A 15,492-nucleotide genomic window follows, 5' to 3' on the forward strand; every position below is an offset into this window, starting at 1 on the left:
TCCGAGGAGGAATAACATGGAACCTGTGTGTCTGCGCGCGGAAAAATGCGTTTTTGTGATGATCGATCTGCAGGAAAAACTGGCGCCGGCGATGAGCGGGATCGAGCCGGTCTTGTACGAGGCGGAGCGCCTGCTGAAGTCGGCGGCGGCATTGAAGATCCCCGTCCTCGCGACCGAACAGTATCCCAAAGGGCTGGGCGCGACGGTGCCGCCGCTGCGCGAGCTGCTCGGTTCCGCGGCGGCGCTGGGCAAAACCAGCTTCTCCTGCTTCGGCGCGCCGGATTTTGCGGCGGCGCTGGCGCGCTGCGGGCGGAGGACGGCCGTCGTCTTCGGCATCGAGAGCCATATCTGCGTTTTTTCCACGGCCATGGAGCTGAAGGAACGCGGCTACGACGTCGCCGTCGTCGAAGAAGCGTGCACGAGCCGCAACCGCCGTCACCACGAGCTGGCGATGCGCAACCTGCTGGCGGCGGGCGTCGCCGTGCTGCCGGTGGAAACGGTCGTCTATCAGCTCCTGGGGCGGTCGGGAACGCCGGAGTTCAAGGCGTTGCTGCCGTTGTTCAAGTAAAAGCGATGACGCTCTGCTGGGTGGCCGCCCTGAGCGGAGCCGTCGCCGGGGCCTTCGTGTGCGCGTGCGCGCGCCGGACGGCGGACGACGAAAGAAAGCTCCTTGCCGGGCGGAGCGCCTTCGCCGGCTGCACCGTCCTGACGGCCGTTTCCTGGGCTCTGCTCGTTTCGAGGTGGCCGCTGCGCCGCGACTGGCCGCTGGCCGCGGCGGCGCTGTGCTTCGCCGAGTTTCACGCGCTGACCGACCTGAGCGACGGCTACATTTACGATCGGGCCGTCGCCGCTTCTCTGGCGGCGGCGCTGGCGCTGCGCCTGCCTTACGGCTTTCTGCCCGGAGCGAAGGAAATTCTTCTGGGTATGGCGGCCGGGACCGTGCCGCTGGCGCTGATCGTCCTGGTCACGCGCGGCGGCATGGGCTGGGGCGACGCGTTCCTGATGGCGGGACTGGGGGCGCTGCTGGGCTGGAAACTGACGGCGCTGACTCTGTACGGCGGCATCGTCTCGGGCGGCGTCGCCGCCTTGGTTCTGCTGCTTGCGAAGCGCGTCGGTCGAAAAGACGCGCTGCCGCTGGCGCCGTTTTTGCTGATCGGCCTCCTTTTCGCGCTCTGGGCGGCGCCGTGGATCGGCCCGCGGCTGGGAACGGCGATCCGCTTCTTCGAAGAATAGCCGCCCGGTCCGTTCGCCCCGCCGGATAGCAGAAAACGCCGAAGCTCGAAGCGGATTCTTTCTTGAGCTTTGGCGTTTTTCTGCTATCATAGGCGAAACGAAGTTCCACGATCATTCAAAGGGGGATATGAAAATGAATCTTACAGTGGTCGATCATCTCGGCGTCGCCGTGCCCAGCATCGACGAAGCGCTCGCGTTCTGGCAGGACACGCTGGGCGTCAAATGCCACGGCGTGGAGGAAGTCGCCGACCAGAAAGTGAAGACGGCGTTTTTGCCCATCAAGGACACCGAAGTCGAACTCCTCGAGCCGACCAGCGCCGACAGCCCGGTGGCCAAGTTCATGGAGAAAAACGGCGGCAGAGGCGGCCTGCACCACGTGGCGATCCGCGTCGAGAACCTCGAAGCGGCTCTGGCCGAATTGAAGGAAAAAGGCGTTCGCCTGATCGACGAAAAGCCCCGCCGCGGCGCGGGCGGCGCGATGATCGCCTTTCTGCATCCCAAATCGACCGGCGGCGTGCTGCTTGAGCTCTGCGAACGCCAATAAATTTACCGCGAAAGTTGAACGCGCAGAGCGGCACGACTTGAAAAAGTCGTGCCGCTCTGCGTCACGGAACGTGCGAACGTAAGGAGAAGATGCGCGTATGCCCCGCTTTATCGCTTCGGAACCGTTTTGGAACCTGTTTCCCCAAGCCGAGATCGGCATCGTCGTCGCCCGCGGGCTGGAAAACCATGCCGACAGGGTGAAAGACGCCGCCGCCATCGCCGCGGACCTTGAGGGCGCGCTGAACGAGTCGAGGAAATTCCTCACCGGCGAAACGCTCAGCCAATGCCCCGTCGTGGCGGTCTGGCGCGACGCCTTCAAGCTCTTCAAGACGAAAAAGGGCGCGCGCAGCTCGATCGAAGCGCTGCTGAAGCGGGTGGAGAAGGGCAAAGGACTCGGCAGCGTCAACCCGCTGGTGGACATCTACAACGCCGTGTCGCTCGCCTGGGGCTTTCCCGTCGGCGGCGAGGATCTCGACGCCTTTCGGGGAGACCTGCGCCTCGACGTCAGCGCCGGCGGCGATCCTTTCTTGGCGCTTGGCGACGAGGCGGAAGAGCCGACGCTGCCCGGCGAAGTCTGCTACCGCGACGACGCCGGCGCCGTATGCCGCTGCTGGAACTGGCGCGACGGCCAGCGCACCATGCTGACCGAGGACACGGTCAACGCCTTTCTGGTCATCGAATCCGTTGCTCCGGAACGCCGCGAGGATCTGCGCCGCGCGCTGGAAACGCTGGCGGAAAAAGCGCGGCGCCGTCTTGGCGGAACGTGCCGCGTCGTCGTCGCCGACCGCGAGAACCGTTCCGTCAGCCTTGAATAGAGCGCGGAATACCCCCGTGCCGCGATGTTCCACGTGGAACAATCAGCGCGGCCGGAAACCGATGATCTGGATTTCATCGGCTTCCGGCCGCTCTTCGTCTTTCTGCGGCTCGAAAGGTTTTCTGCCGGAAAAAAACTCTTTCGTCCCGCTCGTCGATCGGCGCGGCGGGGGAGAAGCCGAGCCTTACGGCTGTTCGTCGCGCTGCCGTCGCATCCGTTTGAAAGTCCGCTGCGCGCGGCGCCGGGCGCGGTCTTTGGCCGCCTCGTCCAGTTGCGGCGCGACGAAATCCAGCCCCTGCTGCGCGTCCTCGTTGCCGCAGAGTTTCGACAGCTCGAACCAGAAGCAGGCCTCCTCGAGATCGACGGGGAACCCTTCGCCGTTGGCGTACATCACGCCGAGATTGACCTGCGCCCGGCTGTTGCCCGTCAGCGCCGCGCGTTCGAACCAGGTTTTCGCCTCCCGAAAGTTCTGCGCCGTGCCGTCGCCTGTTTTGTTCAGCCAGGCCACGTTGTACCATGCCGCGACGTCGCCGAGCTCCGCCGCCTTCTTGAAATATTCGAAGGCCAGCGCGTGATCGGCCGCGACGTGTTTGCCCGTGTAATACAGAACGCCCAGACGAAAGAGCGCGTTGTGCTCCCCGCGTTCGGCGGCGGCCTTGTACCATTGCAGCGCCTGCGTCGGCGACTTCGTGACGCCTTCGCCGTTCTCGTAGCGCCAGGCCAGGATATTCATGGCCTCCGAGCTGCCGTTCCGGGCGGCTTTTTCGTACCACCGCACAGCCTGCTTCGCGTCTTTTTTCACGAAAATCCCTTTTTGATAAAGCTGGGCGAGGAGCAGCTGCGCTTCGGGCAGATTCGCCCGGTCCGCCCGCTTGAGAAGCTCGAAAGCCGTCCTCCTGTAAGCGGGGTTGTTCCCGTTCAGATACAGCACGGCGAGAAACTTCATCGCAAAAGCGTCGTTCTGCGCCGCGGCTTCGCTGTAAAGCGCGACGGCCCGCGCGGTGTCCTTCTCGAGCCTTTCGCCCGTCTCGTAGAGGAGACCGAGCTCCCGCTGCGCCTGCGCGTAGCCCCCGTCAGCCGCGCGGCGCAGCCAGAGCATGGGATGGATTCCGTCCGGCGCGGCCGCCAGTCCCCAGTCCTGCGCGCGGGCGAGAAGCAGCTGCGCCTGCACGCAGCCTTTGCGGGCGTATTCGTCGAGGATCGGCAGAATGGCGCCGTAGGCGTCGCCGCTCTCGGGGGAGAGCGCTTTATGACGGTTGTAAAGCTCGGTGACGCGAGAGTAATCCCGCTGCCGGTCGGAGAGAAGAATGGCCAGGGCGTGATAGGGAACGGGATCGGAAGAGTTCTCCCGCGTGATTTGGGAAAAAATTTCTTCCGCTTCCCGCTCCCGCCCGCCAAACCAGGCCCGCAGTCCCTGCCCCGTGCGCTTGTCCGATTTCGAAACCGCCGCCGGCGTTTGCGCTTTTCCCGTCGGGGCGCCGCGCGCCGGCAGGACGAAAACGGCGGTCAGCAGCAGCGCCGCGGCGAACTTTGTCTTTTCCATGGGATCTCCTTGAGGTTCCTTCTCCGAAAATATGAATTTGAAAATTTGCGTGTGATGGTGCAAAATAAAAACGGCGACTCGTACAAACTTCATTCTACCTCATCCGCATTTTTTATGCCGCAGGATTTTTTGCGAGGATGAATTTTGCCCGAAGATGCCCCTAAGGAAAAAACCGTATAGTAAAAAATCGTATACAGTTTTTTCGTCGGAACGGATCCAGCCCGAGAACTTTTTTCTTAAATATCCGCGAAAGCGGAGCGATGCCCTTGGGCGAAGAAAACGGGGCGATTTCCTTCGTGGATGCATTAAAAACATGAATATATTTTTAATTCTAAAGATTTTTTTGCCGTAAAGTATCTGTTGTAAATTCGTGAAAGAAAACGCATAATACCAGTATGGTTTGTAAGCTTTTCACAACTTTCTGCCCAAAGTTTGTGCAGGGCTTTCAATCAGGTGAAATTCCGTTGCAGTGACTTGCTGTTTTTATTAATTCTAGGGAGGCTTTCGTATATGGACCAACTAACGGCACTGGTTTCAAAAGCGAACGGTTTTATCTGGGGACTTTACTGCCTTATTCCTCTTCTTTGCGGTACAGGACTGTACTTTACGCTTCGGCTCAAGTTCGTTCAGATCCGCAAGTTCGGTCAGGCGTGGAAACAGGTGTTCGGCGGCCTGACGCTCTTCGGCGAGCGCGCCGGCAAGGAAGGCATGAGCTCCTTCCAGGCCTTGGCTACGGCCATTGCCGCTCAAGTCGGCACCGGCAATCTGGCCGGCGCGGCCACGGCCATCGCCATGGGCGGCCCCGGCGCCATCTTCTGGATGTGGATCGCCGCGTTCTTCGGCATGGGCACGATCTTTGCCGAAGCCGTTCTGGCCCAGACCTACAAGGGCAAAGACGACCTCGGCAACGTGGTCGGCGGCCCGGCGTACTACATCACCGAAGGTCTTCATTGCCGGCCGATGGCGATCTTCTTCTCGATCGCCATCATCATCGCCCTCGGATTCATCGGCAACATGGTGCAGTCCAATTCCATCGCCGACGCGTTCAGCAACGCCTTCGGCACGAACCGCCTGATCGTCGGCTGCGTCATCGGCGCCATCTCCGCCTACGTGTTCTTCGGCGGCATCGGGCGCATCGCCTCTCTGACCGAAAAGATCGTGCCCATCATGGCGGGTCTGTATATCCTCGGCGGATTGTACATCCTCGTTCGTTTCGGCGCGCGGATCCCCCATATGTTCTGGATGATCATCGACGGCGCTTTCGATCCCAAGGCCGCGACCGGCGGCCTGATCGGCGCGACGATCAAGGAAGCCGTCCGTTACGGCGTCGCCCGCGGCCTATTCTCCAACGAGGCCGGCATGGGCTCCACGCCTCACGCGCACGCCGTCGCCAAGGTCAAGCACCCGGCGGAGCAGGGCCTTGCCGCGATCATGGGCGTTTTCATCGACACGTTCATCGTCCTCAACATGACGGCCTTCGTCATTTTCGTCACCGGCGTCCTCGACGGCAAGACCAGCGGCATCTCGCTGACGCAGAACGCGTTCAAGGTCGGCCTCGGCGGCTGGGGACTTTCCTTCGTGGCCATCTGCATGCTCTTCTTCGCGTTCTCGACGATTATCGGCTGGTATTTCTTCGGCGAGCAGAACATCAAGTACCTGTTCGGCAACAAGGGGCTGACGCCTTACCGTCTCATCGTCGTCGCTTTCGTCGTCGTCGGTTCCGTCCTCAAGCTCGACCTCGTCTGGGAGCTTTCCGATTTCTTCAACGGCATCATGGTGTTCCCCAACTTGATCGCCCTGATCGGCCTCGCCAAGGTCGTTTCCAAAGCCCTGGACGACTTCGACAACGACGGCAAATTGAAGGCCTGATTCGCAGCCGAACGTAAGTTCGCACAAGGACGTTGTTTTGGGCGTCCCGAAAAAGAACGCCTGATCGGAACAAAAAAACGGAGCGAGAGAAACGGTGATCGTTGTCTCGCTCCGTTTTTTTTGTGGAGAGGAAGGAAAAACGCTGCGGCCGGCGCCCTTTTTTGGTATACTTCCGTTGAAAGGATCGCCATCTCTGCAAAGGAGGTTTCTCGATGAACCCAAGCGTTTTTTACGTTATCGCGGCCGCCCTAGTCGGGCTGTGGGGCGTGACCGTCTATAACCGGCTGGTGCGCTTCGGTTCGCGCCGGGACGAAGGCTGGAGCGGCGTTTCCGTGCAGCTGAAACGCCGCCACGATCTGGTGCCCAATCTCGTCGCGTCGGCAAAGGGCCTGGCTGGGCACGAGAAAGAACTGCTGCTCAGCGTTACGCAGGCCCGCGCGGCGCAGGGAAGCGGTTCGCCCCGCGAAATCGCCGCCGCCGAGAGCGCCCTTACCGCCGCTTTGGGACGCTTCGTTGCCGTCGCCGAAGCCTATCCCCAGATCAAGGCCGACCGTGCCTTCAGCGACCTCATGGGCGAGCTGAGCCGCCTCGAAGACGACCTGCAGCTGGCGCGCCGTTATTACAACGGCGCCGTGCGCGAGTACAATGTGGCCGTACGCTCCTTCCCCTCGTCGCTGGTGGCGGCGCTGACCGGGTTTCGTCACGCCGATTTCTTCGAACTGGGCGACGCCGGCGAAGCCCAGGCCCCGAAAGTGTCATTCTGACGCGCGAAACGTCGAGCGGACGGACAAAAACGACGGTTGTTTCAAAGAGAAAATGTAAAACTCACGGCAAAACACAAGGGACCGCGCGCTATTTTTTCAGCGCGCGGTCCCTCACTTTTTTAGAAAAAAAATTTTTTCGTACAGCTGTCGGAAAATGGCGAGATTATCTGACAAACCGAACGGCGTTTTTCATGAAAAGATGCCCGGCGTGGACCGACTTCGTAACGATCGACTGGATGATAGCCGACGAATGGCAGATTGAATGTGAGAAATCTATGAGCAACATATCGGAAGATACTTGCTTGTGAAGGTATTGCCTGTTAAAATGATCGAGATTGAAACTGGGATGAAGTTGGGTTGAGGTTGTAACGCAGCTTAATTGCGTTAATTTGAACTTGAAAGTGGAGGTTGGTACGAATGGGAAAAAAGATTGAAGCAAAAGCGAATTATGGCGGGGGAGGGGACGCCCCTCTTGGTGAAAAACGCCGCTCGCCCGTCGTAAAAGGCGGCGCGCTGGCGGCCGTGGCGCTCGGCCTGATGCTGATGAAGGCCGTGCCGTCGAAAGCGGAGGACGCGAACGATATCGTTTCGAACGGCGCCAATCCGATCGCTTACGATATCAGCCCCGCCAACGACGGGACGAACATCGCCGTAGGCAAAAACGCCAAAGTCATCATCGGCGGCGGCACGCAGGAAGCCGTGCTTTCGTTCGGGGAGACGGTAACCGGCCCTGATTTTTGGGGACGAATGAACATTCATTCCAACAACGGTGCCAAAAAGAATTTGCCGGAAGGGATCGCCGTGGGGACCAATTCTTACGCCCGTACCGGTTCCATCCAGATCGGCGCCCACACGTTGGAGACGAGGAACATCGCGATCGGCGACACAACGGCGGACAAAATAAGACAGTTCGGCGTGGCGTCCACAACGCTGGGCACGAATTCTTACACCGGGGGCGGATTTGCGACAACTCTCGGCAGCTACAATGTTCAAAGCAGTCAATATGATGCGTCTAGTCCCTTAAATTTTTTAAACGCAACTAAAAACGCTTTCGCTACCATAGTCGGCACTCTGAATTCGAACGAATCGATGAACGGTTCATCCAGCAGCGGAGTGTCCAACGTGATCAATGGCGTCGCCAATAAGGTGACCAACAGTAATGGAGCCATTGTGATCGGCGCCGGGAACAGCGTGAAAGAATCCAGCGCGAGCTTCGACACTTCCGCTTACAGCAAGCATTTTGATTCAGTCGTCGATATGCAAAAGGCCTTGATGGACGGAACAGCAAAAAGTGCCGGCGGCGCCGTTCTTGCCGTTGGCGGCGCCAATAGCGCCGAATATGCCCAGTCGTCCCAGATGATAGGCGTCGGCAACAAACTGACCGGGGCAAGCGGCGCGGTCAGCAAGTACAACCTGCTCGACGGCTACAAGAACACCGCTGCTAACGTCGAGCACGTGTCCGTCATCGGCTCCGAAAACACAGTGACCGGCACTAAGACGGCGCTTCTCTTGGGCGACAAACGCAAGCTGACCGGTGCAAACCACAGCATTGTCTTAGGTTCTGCCGATGCGGAAAAAGAATTAAAGGTTTCTGACGCTGTTGTCATCGGGCATAATGCAGACGTACAAAAGGCTGGCGGCGTGGGGCTCGGCGCGGGTTCCGTGGCTTCAGTGGACAAGGGCGCCGTTGGTTATGACGCTTTGGGCGCGAACCACAATTCCGACGCCACCGGCGTATGGAAATCCACGGCGGCAGCCGTTTCCGTAGGCGATTCGACAGGGAACACCAAGATCACCCGCCAGATTACGAACGTGGCGGCCGGCACGGAAGATACAGACGCCGTCAACGTGGCGCAGCTGAAGCAGATAAAAGCGGCCGCCGATGCGGAGAAAACGCATTATTACAGCGTCAGATCCACGGAGACGGGAAACGGCAGCAATTACAACAACGACGGAGCCAAGGGCGACAATTCTCTGGCTGCCGGCGTCAAGGCAAATACCATGAGCCATAACAGCGTGGCCATCGGTATGGAAGCGACGATCAAGGACAGCAACGGCGGCCGAGGCAGCGGCGACATCGCCATCGGCAACAAGTCATACATCGACAATTATGTCGATCAGAGCGGCAGCATTGCTATCGGCCAGAACGCCAGAGTGGAAAACATGGCAGGCAACCAGGAAAGACTGTTTGCTTTCGGGCAGACAACCTTCAGCGGTTATCCGAGTATTCCTGCGGATCCGTCCAAGGAAGCGGGCGGCATCGCCATCGGCGAAAATACCTTTGCCCGTACGGGCAGCCTGATGGTGGGCACCCACAATTATAAAGGCAAGCTGGGAGACGTGGACATCGACAGCGCCAACACGCGAGCGACGGGAATCAACGTCAACGCCACGACCGTCGGGACCAACAGCTACAATCAGGGAGCGTTCTCCACGGTGAGCGGCGCTTACTCGATTATTTCCGGGAGATACAACGGCAGTAATTGGTCAACGTATGCCGGACAGAACTTCGGCGCGACGGTCATGGGTTCTTTGAACAGCGTTGAATCGGCAACCTCGTCTTCTAGGTATTCCGGCGTGGCGAACAGCGTCGTCGGTACGGCGAACCGAACCTTCAATTCCAACGGTTCTCTGGTATTCGGCGCCGGCAACGAGATCACCAACTCCATTGCCAACATTTCCGCTCCGTCCAACGGTGGTTCCTCGGCTAAAGATCTGGCGGATAAGCTCCGCACCGCCATAAAGGATTCCAACGGCGGCGGAGCGACACTGGCCATCGGCGGCGGCAACACGGCCGACTGGACGCGCCGATCCCAGCTGATGGGCGTCAACAATACGCTGACCGGCACAAGCAATAAACTGAGCGACCTCAACCTGCTCAACGGCTACAAGAACGTCGGCGAGAATGTCAGTCGCGTCACCGTGATCGGCTCGGAGAACACCGTCAAAAACGGCGAGTTCAATATCGTCCTGGGCGACCGGCGCCGCATGGACGGCAAGAGCCACAACGTCATCATCGGCTCGCTAGACAGCGCCGCGGCGACGAACGCCTCGAACGCCGTCATCCTGGGACACAACGCCAACGCTTCCGTCGACGGCGGCGTGGCGCTGGGGGCTTTCAGCGCGGCCGATCGCCAAATGCTGTCGAACGTCTACGTGCCTGCCGGTAGCAGCGCGGCAATGGACACGCTCGTGCGCGGCACGGTGAAGGGCTCCTACGGAGCCGTTTCCGTGGGGAACGCCAACGCGACCCGGCAGATCGCCAACGTGGCCGCCGGCAGCGCCGACACCGACGCGGTGAACGTGGCGCAGCTCAAGGCGCTGGACTCCAAGATCGCCGAGACCGGCGCCACGGTGAACAAAGGCCTCACCTTCAAGGCCGACGACGGCAGCACCGTCAACAAGAAACTCGGCGAGACACTTCACGTCGCCGGCGACGGCGTCAACACCGAGACGAAGGTAAACGGCGGCAAACTGACCGTCGGCCTCAAGAACGAACTGAAATTCGACGTCAAAGACTCTTCCGGCACGACCACCGGCCAGCTCACCATCAACAGCGGTAACAAAGGCACCGTCAACGGGCTGACCAATAAGACCTGGGATCCCCTTCACATCACCTCCGGTCAGGCGGCTACAGAAGACCAGCTCAAGGCCGTGGACGACAAGATCGCCAACATCTCCGGCAACGCCATGACCAGCTGGGACGCCCAGATCGACGGAACGCAAGTGAAGACCGTCAACAAGACCGACAACACCCTCAACTTCAAAGCGGGCAGCAACATCAATCTGAGCAACGACAGCGGCGCCATCAAGATCGGCGTCGTCGACGCCCCCACCTTCGCCGGCAAAGTCACCGCCAAAGGCTTCGACGCGACCGGCCACAAGATCGTCAACGTCGCCAAGGGAGACGTCACTCAGACCAGTACCGACGCGGTCAACGGCTCGCAGCTGTGGGGCGTCTCGTCGAGCATCGCCACCCACCTCGGCGGCGAGAAGTACGGCTTGACCGTCAATAACGACGGCAGCGTTTCCGCCCCCACCTACATCATCCGCGGCGGCACGTATCACAACGTCGGCGACGCTTTGAGCGCCGTAGACAACCAGATCAACAACATCTACAACAACTTCGGCAACGTCTACAACCAGATGGGCAGCCTGCGGCGCGACATCAAGAACGTCGGCGCGCTCGGCTCGGCGCTAAGTGCTTTGAAGCCGATGCAGTACGACCCCGTCGAGCCCAGCCAGATCATGGCCGGCTTCGGAGCGTACAAAGGCGAGTACGCGCTGGCCCTCGGCTGGGCGCACTACCTAAAGGAAGACTTCATGGTGCATGCCGGCGTGTCCGTCACCCACCACGGCGAGTCGATGGCCAACGCCGGACTGACCTGGAAGATCGGCAGGAAAGAAGACAAGGATCAGATTCCCGAGCGCTACCGTAAGGGTCCGATCAGCAGCGTCTACGTGATGCAGAAGGAAAACGCCGAGCTGCAGGCCGAAGTGGCCTCGCTGCGGCAGACCAACATGCGCCAGGCCGAGCAGATGGCCGAAGTGAACGCGCGCGTGGAGAAGCTGGAGCGTCTGCTGCAGAGCGGCAAAAAAACGAACTGACCTTCAAGGCGAAGAGGGCGGATTGGCGGTTGAGATCCGCCCTCTTCTTTGTGGTACAATGTGATGTGAAAATTAAAATTCTTTTCTGTGTGGAGGGTTTACGATGAGACGAGTGATGACGATTTTTCTGGCGGTATTGCTGATGGGTGTGGCGGCGGGAACGGCCCCGGCCACGGAGATCGCGGTGGTGGATGCGGAGAGGATCTTGGCTCAGTCGACTCCCGGCAAGAAGGGACAGGAGCACCTGAACGAGGTGCAGAAAGTGCTTCAGAAGGGATACAACGACTTGGTGGCTCTGTACCGCGGCCGGGAGAACTCGCCCGAGGCGCAGGAGATCATCAGGCAGGGACAGGCCGCGCTGGAGCAGCAGATGGCGGTCGAGCGCAATGCCGTGCTGGCGGTTCTGCAGTCGGAACTGATGGCGGCAACGGAGGCGTGGCAGAAGAAAAATCCCAAGGTTCAGGCGGTCGTGAGCCGTCAGCTGCTTCTTGGCGCAGTCCCCAAGCTCGACGTGACGAGCGCGGTGATGAAGGAAATGAACAAGCGCACTCCCAAGTTCGCCGCTTTGCCCACGGTGACGGTGAACAAACCGGCTCCGGCTCAGCCTGCCCAAAAGTAGAAACGATCTTTTACAGCGCTGTCTTGAAGAGCGCGCATTGAAAGTATGACGTGATCCCCGCCGCTGGATTCGGAAAAAACGAGTCCAGTGGCGGGGATCGTTTTGTTTGCCGCGCCTATCGCTTCGACAGAAAAAGCCGGGATGCAGGAGACGAAAAAGTCCGCCGCATCCCGGCGTTCGTTTGTGGAACCGGAAAGCTTATACTATTTCTTGATAAAAAGCATTAACATAGTTTGCCGGGCGCTGCGAGGGAGTTCAGTCGCTCAGAACTATCTCGACTGCTACGCAGTCTGCGCAGCTCGCTTTGTGAATCTCCCTCGCAGCGTCCTTGTGTTCAGCCTTTTAATTGAGAAGTAGTATTATTTGACGTTCAAAGGCAGGTACTGCGTGCGGCCGTATCTGCGGATCAGCAGGGGGACGCGGTTTCTCTTGGTGGAACCGATAATCTTGAACAGGTCGCCGGAGTTGTTCACTTCACGGCCGCCGGCCTGGAGGATGATGTCGCCGCGGCGCAGGCCGGAGCGAGCCGCCAGGGATTTTTCTTCCACTTCGGTGACGACCAGGCCGCTGTCGCGCTCCGAGAGCTTCAGCTCTTTGCGCAGTTCCGGAGTGATCGTTGCCACGGTGAAGCCGATTTTCTCCGCCGTGCTGGCGTCGGCGACCGTGGTGTCCACTTCCGCAAGCGTCAGCGAGAAGTTCATGGTCTTGCCGTTGCGAAGCACTTCGAGATTGATCTTGTCGCCCGCCATGCGCTGACGCACCGAGGTGCTCAGCTTGACGCTGTCTTCCACTTCTTTGCCGTCGAGCTTGACGATGACGTCGCCGCGCTTCAGGCCGGCCTTTTCGGCGGGGGAGTCGGGAACCACGTCGGCGATCAGGGCGCCTTTGGTGTTCTTCAGCTCGAAAGCCGACGCGATGTCTTCGGTGATAGGCTGCAGATAGACGCCCATCTGGCCGCGGCGGACTTTGCCGTAGGCGACGATGTCGTTCATGACCTGCTTGGCCATGTTGATGGGAATCGCGAAGCCGATCCCTTGGGCCGAGGGGATGATGGCCGTGTTGATGCCGATCACTCGTCCCTGCATGTCAAGCAGGGGGCCGCCGCTGTTGCCGGGGTTGATCGAAGCGTCGGTCTGCAGGAAGCCGTCGAAGTTAAAATTCTGCAAGTGAATGCTGCGGTTGCGCGCCGAAAGGACGCCCACCGTGACGGTGGGCTCCAGCCCCAGCCCCAGCGTGTTGCCGATGGCGACCATGGTTTCGCCGACGCGGATCTTGTCGCTGTCGCCCAGCTCGAGCGTGGGAAGGTCTTTGCCGTCAACCTTGATCACGGCGATGTCGAACGTCGGATCGCGTCCGATCACCGAAGCTTCCATGGTCTTGCCGTCGAAGAACGTGACCGTGATCTTGTCGGCGCCGTCGATCACGTGGTTGTTGGTGAGGATGCGCCCGTCCTTGGAGACGACGAAGCCGCTTCCGGCTCCCTTCATGGGAACGCGGCGCGTGTACTCGCGGAACATGTCGCCGAAGAATTCCCTGAAGAAGGGATCGTTGGGCAGCCCCTGGTTTACCGTGCGAGTGACCGTGCCTTCGACGTCGATATTGACGACTGCATGACCGACTTTCTCGACCAGATCGGCGACGGGACTGTCGGCGGTCAGCGCTTCAGGCGGCAACGTTCCGGAAAAAGCGGGCAAGCTGCCCGCGACCATGACGCCCAACATGACGCCTATAAAAGATCTTTTCAATTTTCTCAGTTCCATAAAAATTCACCTCCGCAAAGAATCGGACGGGATACGACGATCCCGTCTCAATGATGCACATAATACACGAAAACGGCCGTTTGCGCATTGATGTTTTATACAAAATGGGTGAACTTAATTTCATTCGTTGTCTCGCGTGAATCAAATGGGTTTATCTGAAAAACGGCGCGCGGTCAATATCGAAAGAAAAGCCAAGGCGCCCGAGGATCCGACGAGAATTTGAAAGCCCCGCAAGGTCCGACGATCGTGCGGGACTTTTTGCGACGATTGGGGGAGGGTTGAAGAAGCGGTACCGATTTGGGGTTATGCTTTTTAATTGGAATCGGCATAAGTCTCGAGCGCTCTCCTGGGTTTGCGGCCGTCGCGTTGCTCCTGTGATTTGATTGTTTTCGACCGGGCATGATGACGAGCTTTATCTTCGGAGGAAAAGTAGATTTCAGGGCTTCACAAATGAGAATTTTGTGGTACAATCCTCGTGTATTCAAGAGAGAGGGCCGCTAGCTCAGTTGGTCAGAGCACTCGGCTGATAACCGAGAGGTCAGAAGTTCAAATCTTCTGCGGCCCACCATGGTCAGTTCGCCACGACGGAAGTCGTGGTTTTTTTTGCTCTTTTTCGGCCGAAGCGGGGCTTTTTACCGACTCTTGCGCGGTACCGGCGGGATTCGCGGGAAGAGAATCTCGCGCTGAGCTTAAAATAGGAGAAAATACCAATTTATGGCGGAGCGCCCGGTTCCCTTTCGCAAAATGGCTTAAATTCTGTTATAGTTAACGCAGTCGGTCGTTTTGTCGGCTTTTCGGCAGGACGACGAAAGGAGTTGATACCATGTTTTGCGGCGCGGTTGCCGTCGTTCATGGGCATCTTGAAACGGGAAGTGTGTTCGCGAAAGGCGGACGAACATAAATGATGCGCGTTGACATGCATTTTCACAGTTTCTGCTCTGATGGGAGCGATTCTCCCGAAGCGTTGGCGCGCCTTGGCAAAAAACGCGGGCTGGCGGTGATGTCGCTGACCGATCATGATACGATGAAAGGCGTTCCCGCCTTCATGTCGATGTGCCGCAAGTTGGGCATCAGAGCTGTTTCGGGAGTGGAGATCTCTGCAGAATATCCGCGGACGCTGCATATCTTGGGCTATAATTATGATCCTCAGGACGAAGAGTTCCGCGCGGCGCTGGCAAAAATCCAATATTATCGCGAGGAGCGCAATCGCCGGGTTCTTGCCAAGTTGAACGAACTGGGGATCCCGATAACGCTGAAGGACGTCCAGGATGAGGCGGGGAAGGGCGTTATCGGACGTCCGCATTTTGCCTATGCGCTGATCCGCAAGGGAGTTGTCCACGACGTGCCGACGGCCTTCTCGGAGTATTTGGGACGGGAAGGGAAGGCGTACGTTCACAAGGTCAGTTTGTCGCCGGAAGAAACGATCCGCGCGATTCATCGTGCGGGCGGCCTTTCCGTGCTGGCGCATCCGGTGCAGACGTGCCCGGATATCCGGGAGCTGCCGGATGTTCTGCGCTGGCTGAAATCGCTTGGACTCTGGGGGCTTGAATGTTATTCGGGGCACCACAGCAGGGAGCAGAGCGAGGCCTACAAAGCGCTGGCGGCGGCGAACGGTCTCGAGGTCACGGCGGGCTCCGATTACCATGGCAGAGGACGTCCCGGGTACCATTTCGGCGTGTCGGTCCCCGAAGATCTTTTGCCGTGGGCTCGTTTGGGATTGAGGATGTAGGGGTCGTCCG

General features: G+C 59.3%; 11 protein-coding genes and 1 tRNA gene. 10 read left to right on the forward strand and 2 right to left on the reverse strand.

Going from position 1 to position 15,492, the window contains the following annotated elements:
• The first annotated feature begins 16 nt into the window (after positions 1–16).
• The 4 genes from HMPREF7215_RS11685 (at position 17) to HMPREF7215_RS11700 (ending at position 2,591) form a co-directional block, all read left to right on the forward strand.
• The gene (locus HMPREF7215_RS11685; protein WP_009166125.1) at positions 17–568 is read left to right on the forward strand and encodes an isochorismatase family protein; all 552 of its coding nucleotides are present in this window, start codon (positions 17–19) and stop codon (positions 566–568) included.
• A gap of 5 nt (positions 569–573) precedes the next feature.
• The gene (locus tag HMPREF7215_RS12595) at positions 574–1,233 is read left to right on the forward strand and encodes a prepilin peptidase (RefSeq protein ID WP_009166126.1); all 660 of its coding nucleotides are present in this window, start codon (positions 574–576) and stop codon (positions 1,231–1,233) included.
• A gap of 133 nt (positions 1,234–1,366) precedes the next feature.
• Positions 1,367–1,777, forward strand: a complete 411-nt coding sequence (gene mce / locus HMPREF7215_RS11695) for a methylmalonyl-CoA epimerase (RefSeq protein ID WP_040551190.1) — start codon at positions 1,367–1,369, stop codon at positions 1,775–1,777.
• A gap of 97 nt (positions 1,778–1,874) precedes the next feature.
• Complete coding sequence (locus HMPREF7215_RS11700) at positions 1,875–2,591, forward strand: B3/B4 domain-containing protein (protein ID WP_009166128.1); 717 nt, start codon at positions 1,875–1,877, stop codon at positions 2,589–2,591.
• Between the two features lie 183 nt (positions 2,592–2,774).
• On the opposite strand, the gene HMPREF7215_RS12600 is transcribed toward HMPREF7215_RS11700, so the two are convergent.
• On the reverse strand, positions 2,775–4,133 hold the full coding sequence (locus HMPREF7215_RS12600; RefSeq protein ID WP_009166129.1) for an SEL1-like repeat protein: 1,359 nt from the start codon (positions 4,131–4,133) through the stop codon (positions 2,775–2,777).
• A gap of 510 nt (positions 4,134–4,643) precedes the next feature.
• On the opposite strand from HMPREF7215_RS12600, the gene HMPREF7215_RS11710 reads away from it, so the two are divergent.
• The 4 genes from HMPREF7215_RS11710 to HMPREF7215_RS11725 all read left to right on the forward strand — a co-directional run bounded on the left by HMPREF7215_RS11710 (position 4,644) and on the right by HMPREF7215_RS11725 (position 11,993).
• On the forward strand, positions 4,644–6,002 hold the full coding sequence (locus tag HMPREF7215_RS11710) for an alanine/glycine:cation symporter family protein (protein WP_009166132.1): 1,359 nt from the start codon (positions 4,644–4,646) through the stop codon (positions 6,000–6,002).
• A gap of 212 nt (positions 6,003–6,214) precedes the next feature.
• Complete coding sequence (locus HMPREF7215_RS11715) at positions 6,215–6,766, forward strand: LemA family protein (protein ID WP_009166133.1); 552 nt, start codon at positions 6,215–6,217, stop codon at positions 6,764–6,766.
• Positions 6,767–7,183: 417 nt separating this feature from the next.
• Positions 7,184–11,374: a YadA-like family protein gene (locus HMPREF7215_RS12605; protein ID WP_009166134.1), complete on the forward strand. Its 4,191-nt coding sequence runs from the start codon at positions 7,184–7,186 to the stop codon at positions 11,372–11,374.
• Positions 11,375–11,477: 103 nt separating this feature from the next.
• A complete protein-coding gene (locus tag HMPREF7215_RS11725) occupies positions 11,478–11,993 on the forward strand; it encodes an OmpH/Skp family outer membrane protein (RefSeq protein ID WP_040551191.1) in 516 nt (171 codons plus the stop codon).
• A 359-nt stretch (positions 11,994–12,352) separates the two neighbouring features.
• On the opposite strand, the gene HMPREF7215_RS11735 is transcribed toward HMPREF7215_RS11725, so the two are convergent.
• Complete coding sequence (locus HMPREF7215_RS11735; RefSeq protein ID WP_009166137.1) at positions 12,353–13,753, reverse strand: Do family serine endopeptidase; 1,401 nt, start codon at positions 13,751–13,753, stop codon at positions 12,353–12,355.
• 491 nt (positions 13,754–14,244) lie between these two features.
• Here HMPREF7215_RS11735 and HMPREF7215_RS11740 point away from each other — a divergent pair.
• Together HMPREF7215_RS11740 and HMPREF7215_RS11745 are read left to right on the forward strand one after the other, a co-directional pair.
• A tRNA-Ile gene (locus tag HMPREF7215_RS11740) sits at positions 14,245–14,321 on the forward strand.
• Positions 14,322–14,654: 333 nt separating this feature from the next.
• Positions 14,655–15,482: a PHP domain-containing protein gene (locus tag HMPREF7215_RS11745; RefSeq protein ID WP_009166139.1), complete on the forward strand. Its 828-nt coding sequence runs from the start codon at positions 14,655–14,657 to the stop codon at positions 15,480–15,482.
• Positions 15,483–15,492: the final 10 nt, after the last annotated feature.

Origin of the sequence: Pyramidobacter piscolens W5455 (assembly GCF_000177335.1) — a bacterium.
In the GTDB taxonomy this organism is placed as follows: Bacteria; Synergistota; Synergistia; order Synergistales; family Dethiosulfovibrionaceae; genus Pyramidobacter; species Pyramidobacter piscolens.

Bases quoted from the DNA above. Each gene is read 5' to 3' on its own strand.
- HMPREF7215_RS11685 (WP_009166125.1), top strand. From the start codon at position 17: ATGGAACCTGTGTGTCTGCGCGCGGAAAAATGCGTTTTTGTGATGATC.
- HMPREF7215_RS11710 (WP_009166132.1), top strand. From the start codon at position 4,644: ATGGACCAACTAACGGCACTGGTTTCAAAAGCGAACGGTTTTATCTGG.
- mce (WP_040551190.1), top strand. From the start codon at position 1,367: ATGAATCTTACAGTGGTCGATCATCTCGGCGTCGCCGTGCCCAGCATC.
- HMPREF7215_RS11745 (WP_009166139.1), top strand. From the start codon at position 14,655: ATGATGCGCGTTGACATGCATTTTCACAGTTTCTGCTCTGATGGGAGC.
- HMPREF7215_RS12595 (WP_009166126.1), top strand. From the start codon at position 574: ATGACGCTCTGCTGGGTGGCCGCCCTGAGCGGAGCCGTCGCCGGGGCC.
- HMPREF7215_RS11725 (WP_040551191.1), top strand. From the start codon at position 11,478: ATGAGACGAGTGATGACGATTTTTCTGGCGGTATTGCTGATGGGTGTG.
- HMPREF7215_RS11715 (WP_009166133.1), top strand. From the start codon at position 6,215: ATGAACCCAAGCGTTTTTTACGTTATCGCGGCCGCCCTAGTCGGGCTG.
- HMPREF7215_RS12605 (WP_009166134.1), top strand. From the start codon at position 7,184: ATGGGAAAAAAGATTGAAGCAAAAGCGAATTATGGCGGGGGAGGGGAC.
- HMPREF7215_RS11700 (WP_009166128.1), top strand. From the start codon at position 1,875: ATGCCCCGCTTTATCGCTTCGGAACCGTTTTGGAACCTGTTTCCCCAA.
- HMPREF7215_RS12600 (WP_009166129.1), bottom strand. From the start codon at position 4,133: ATGGAAAAGACAAAGTTCGCCGCGGCGCTGCTGCTGACCGCCGTTTTC.
- HMPREF7215_RS11735 (WP_009166137.1), bottom strand. From the start codon at position 13,753: ATGGAACTGAGAAAATTGAAAAGATCTTTTATAGGCGTCATGTTGGGC.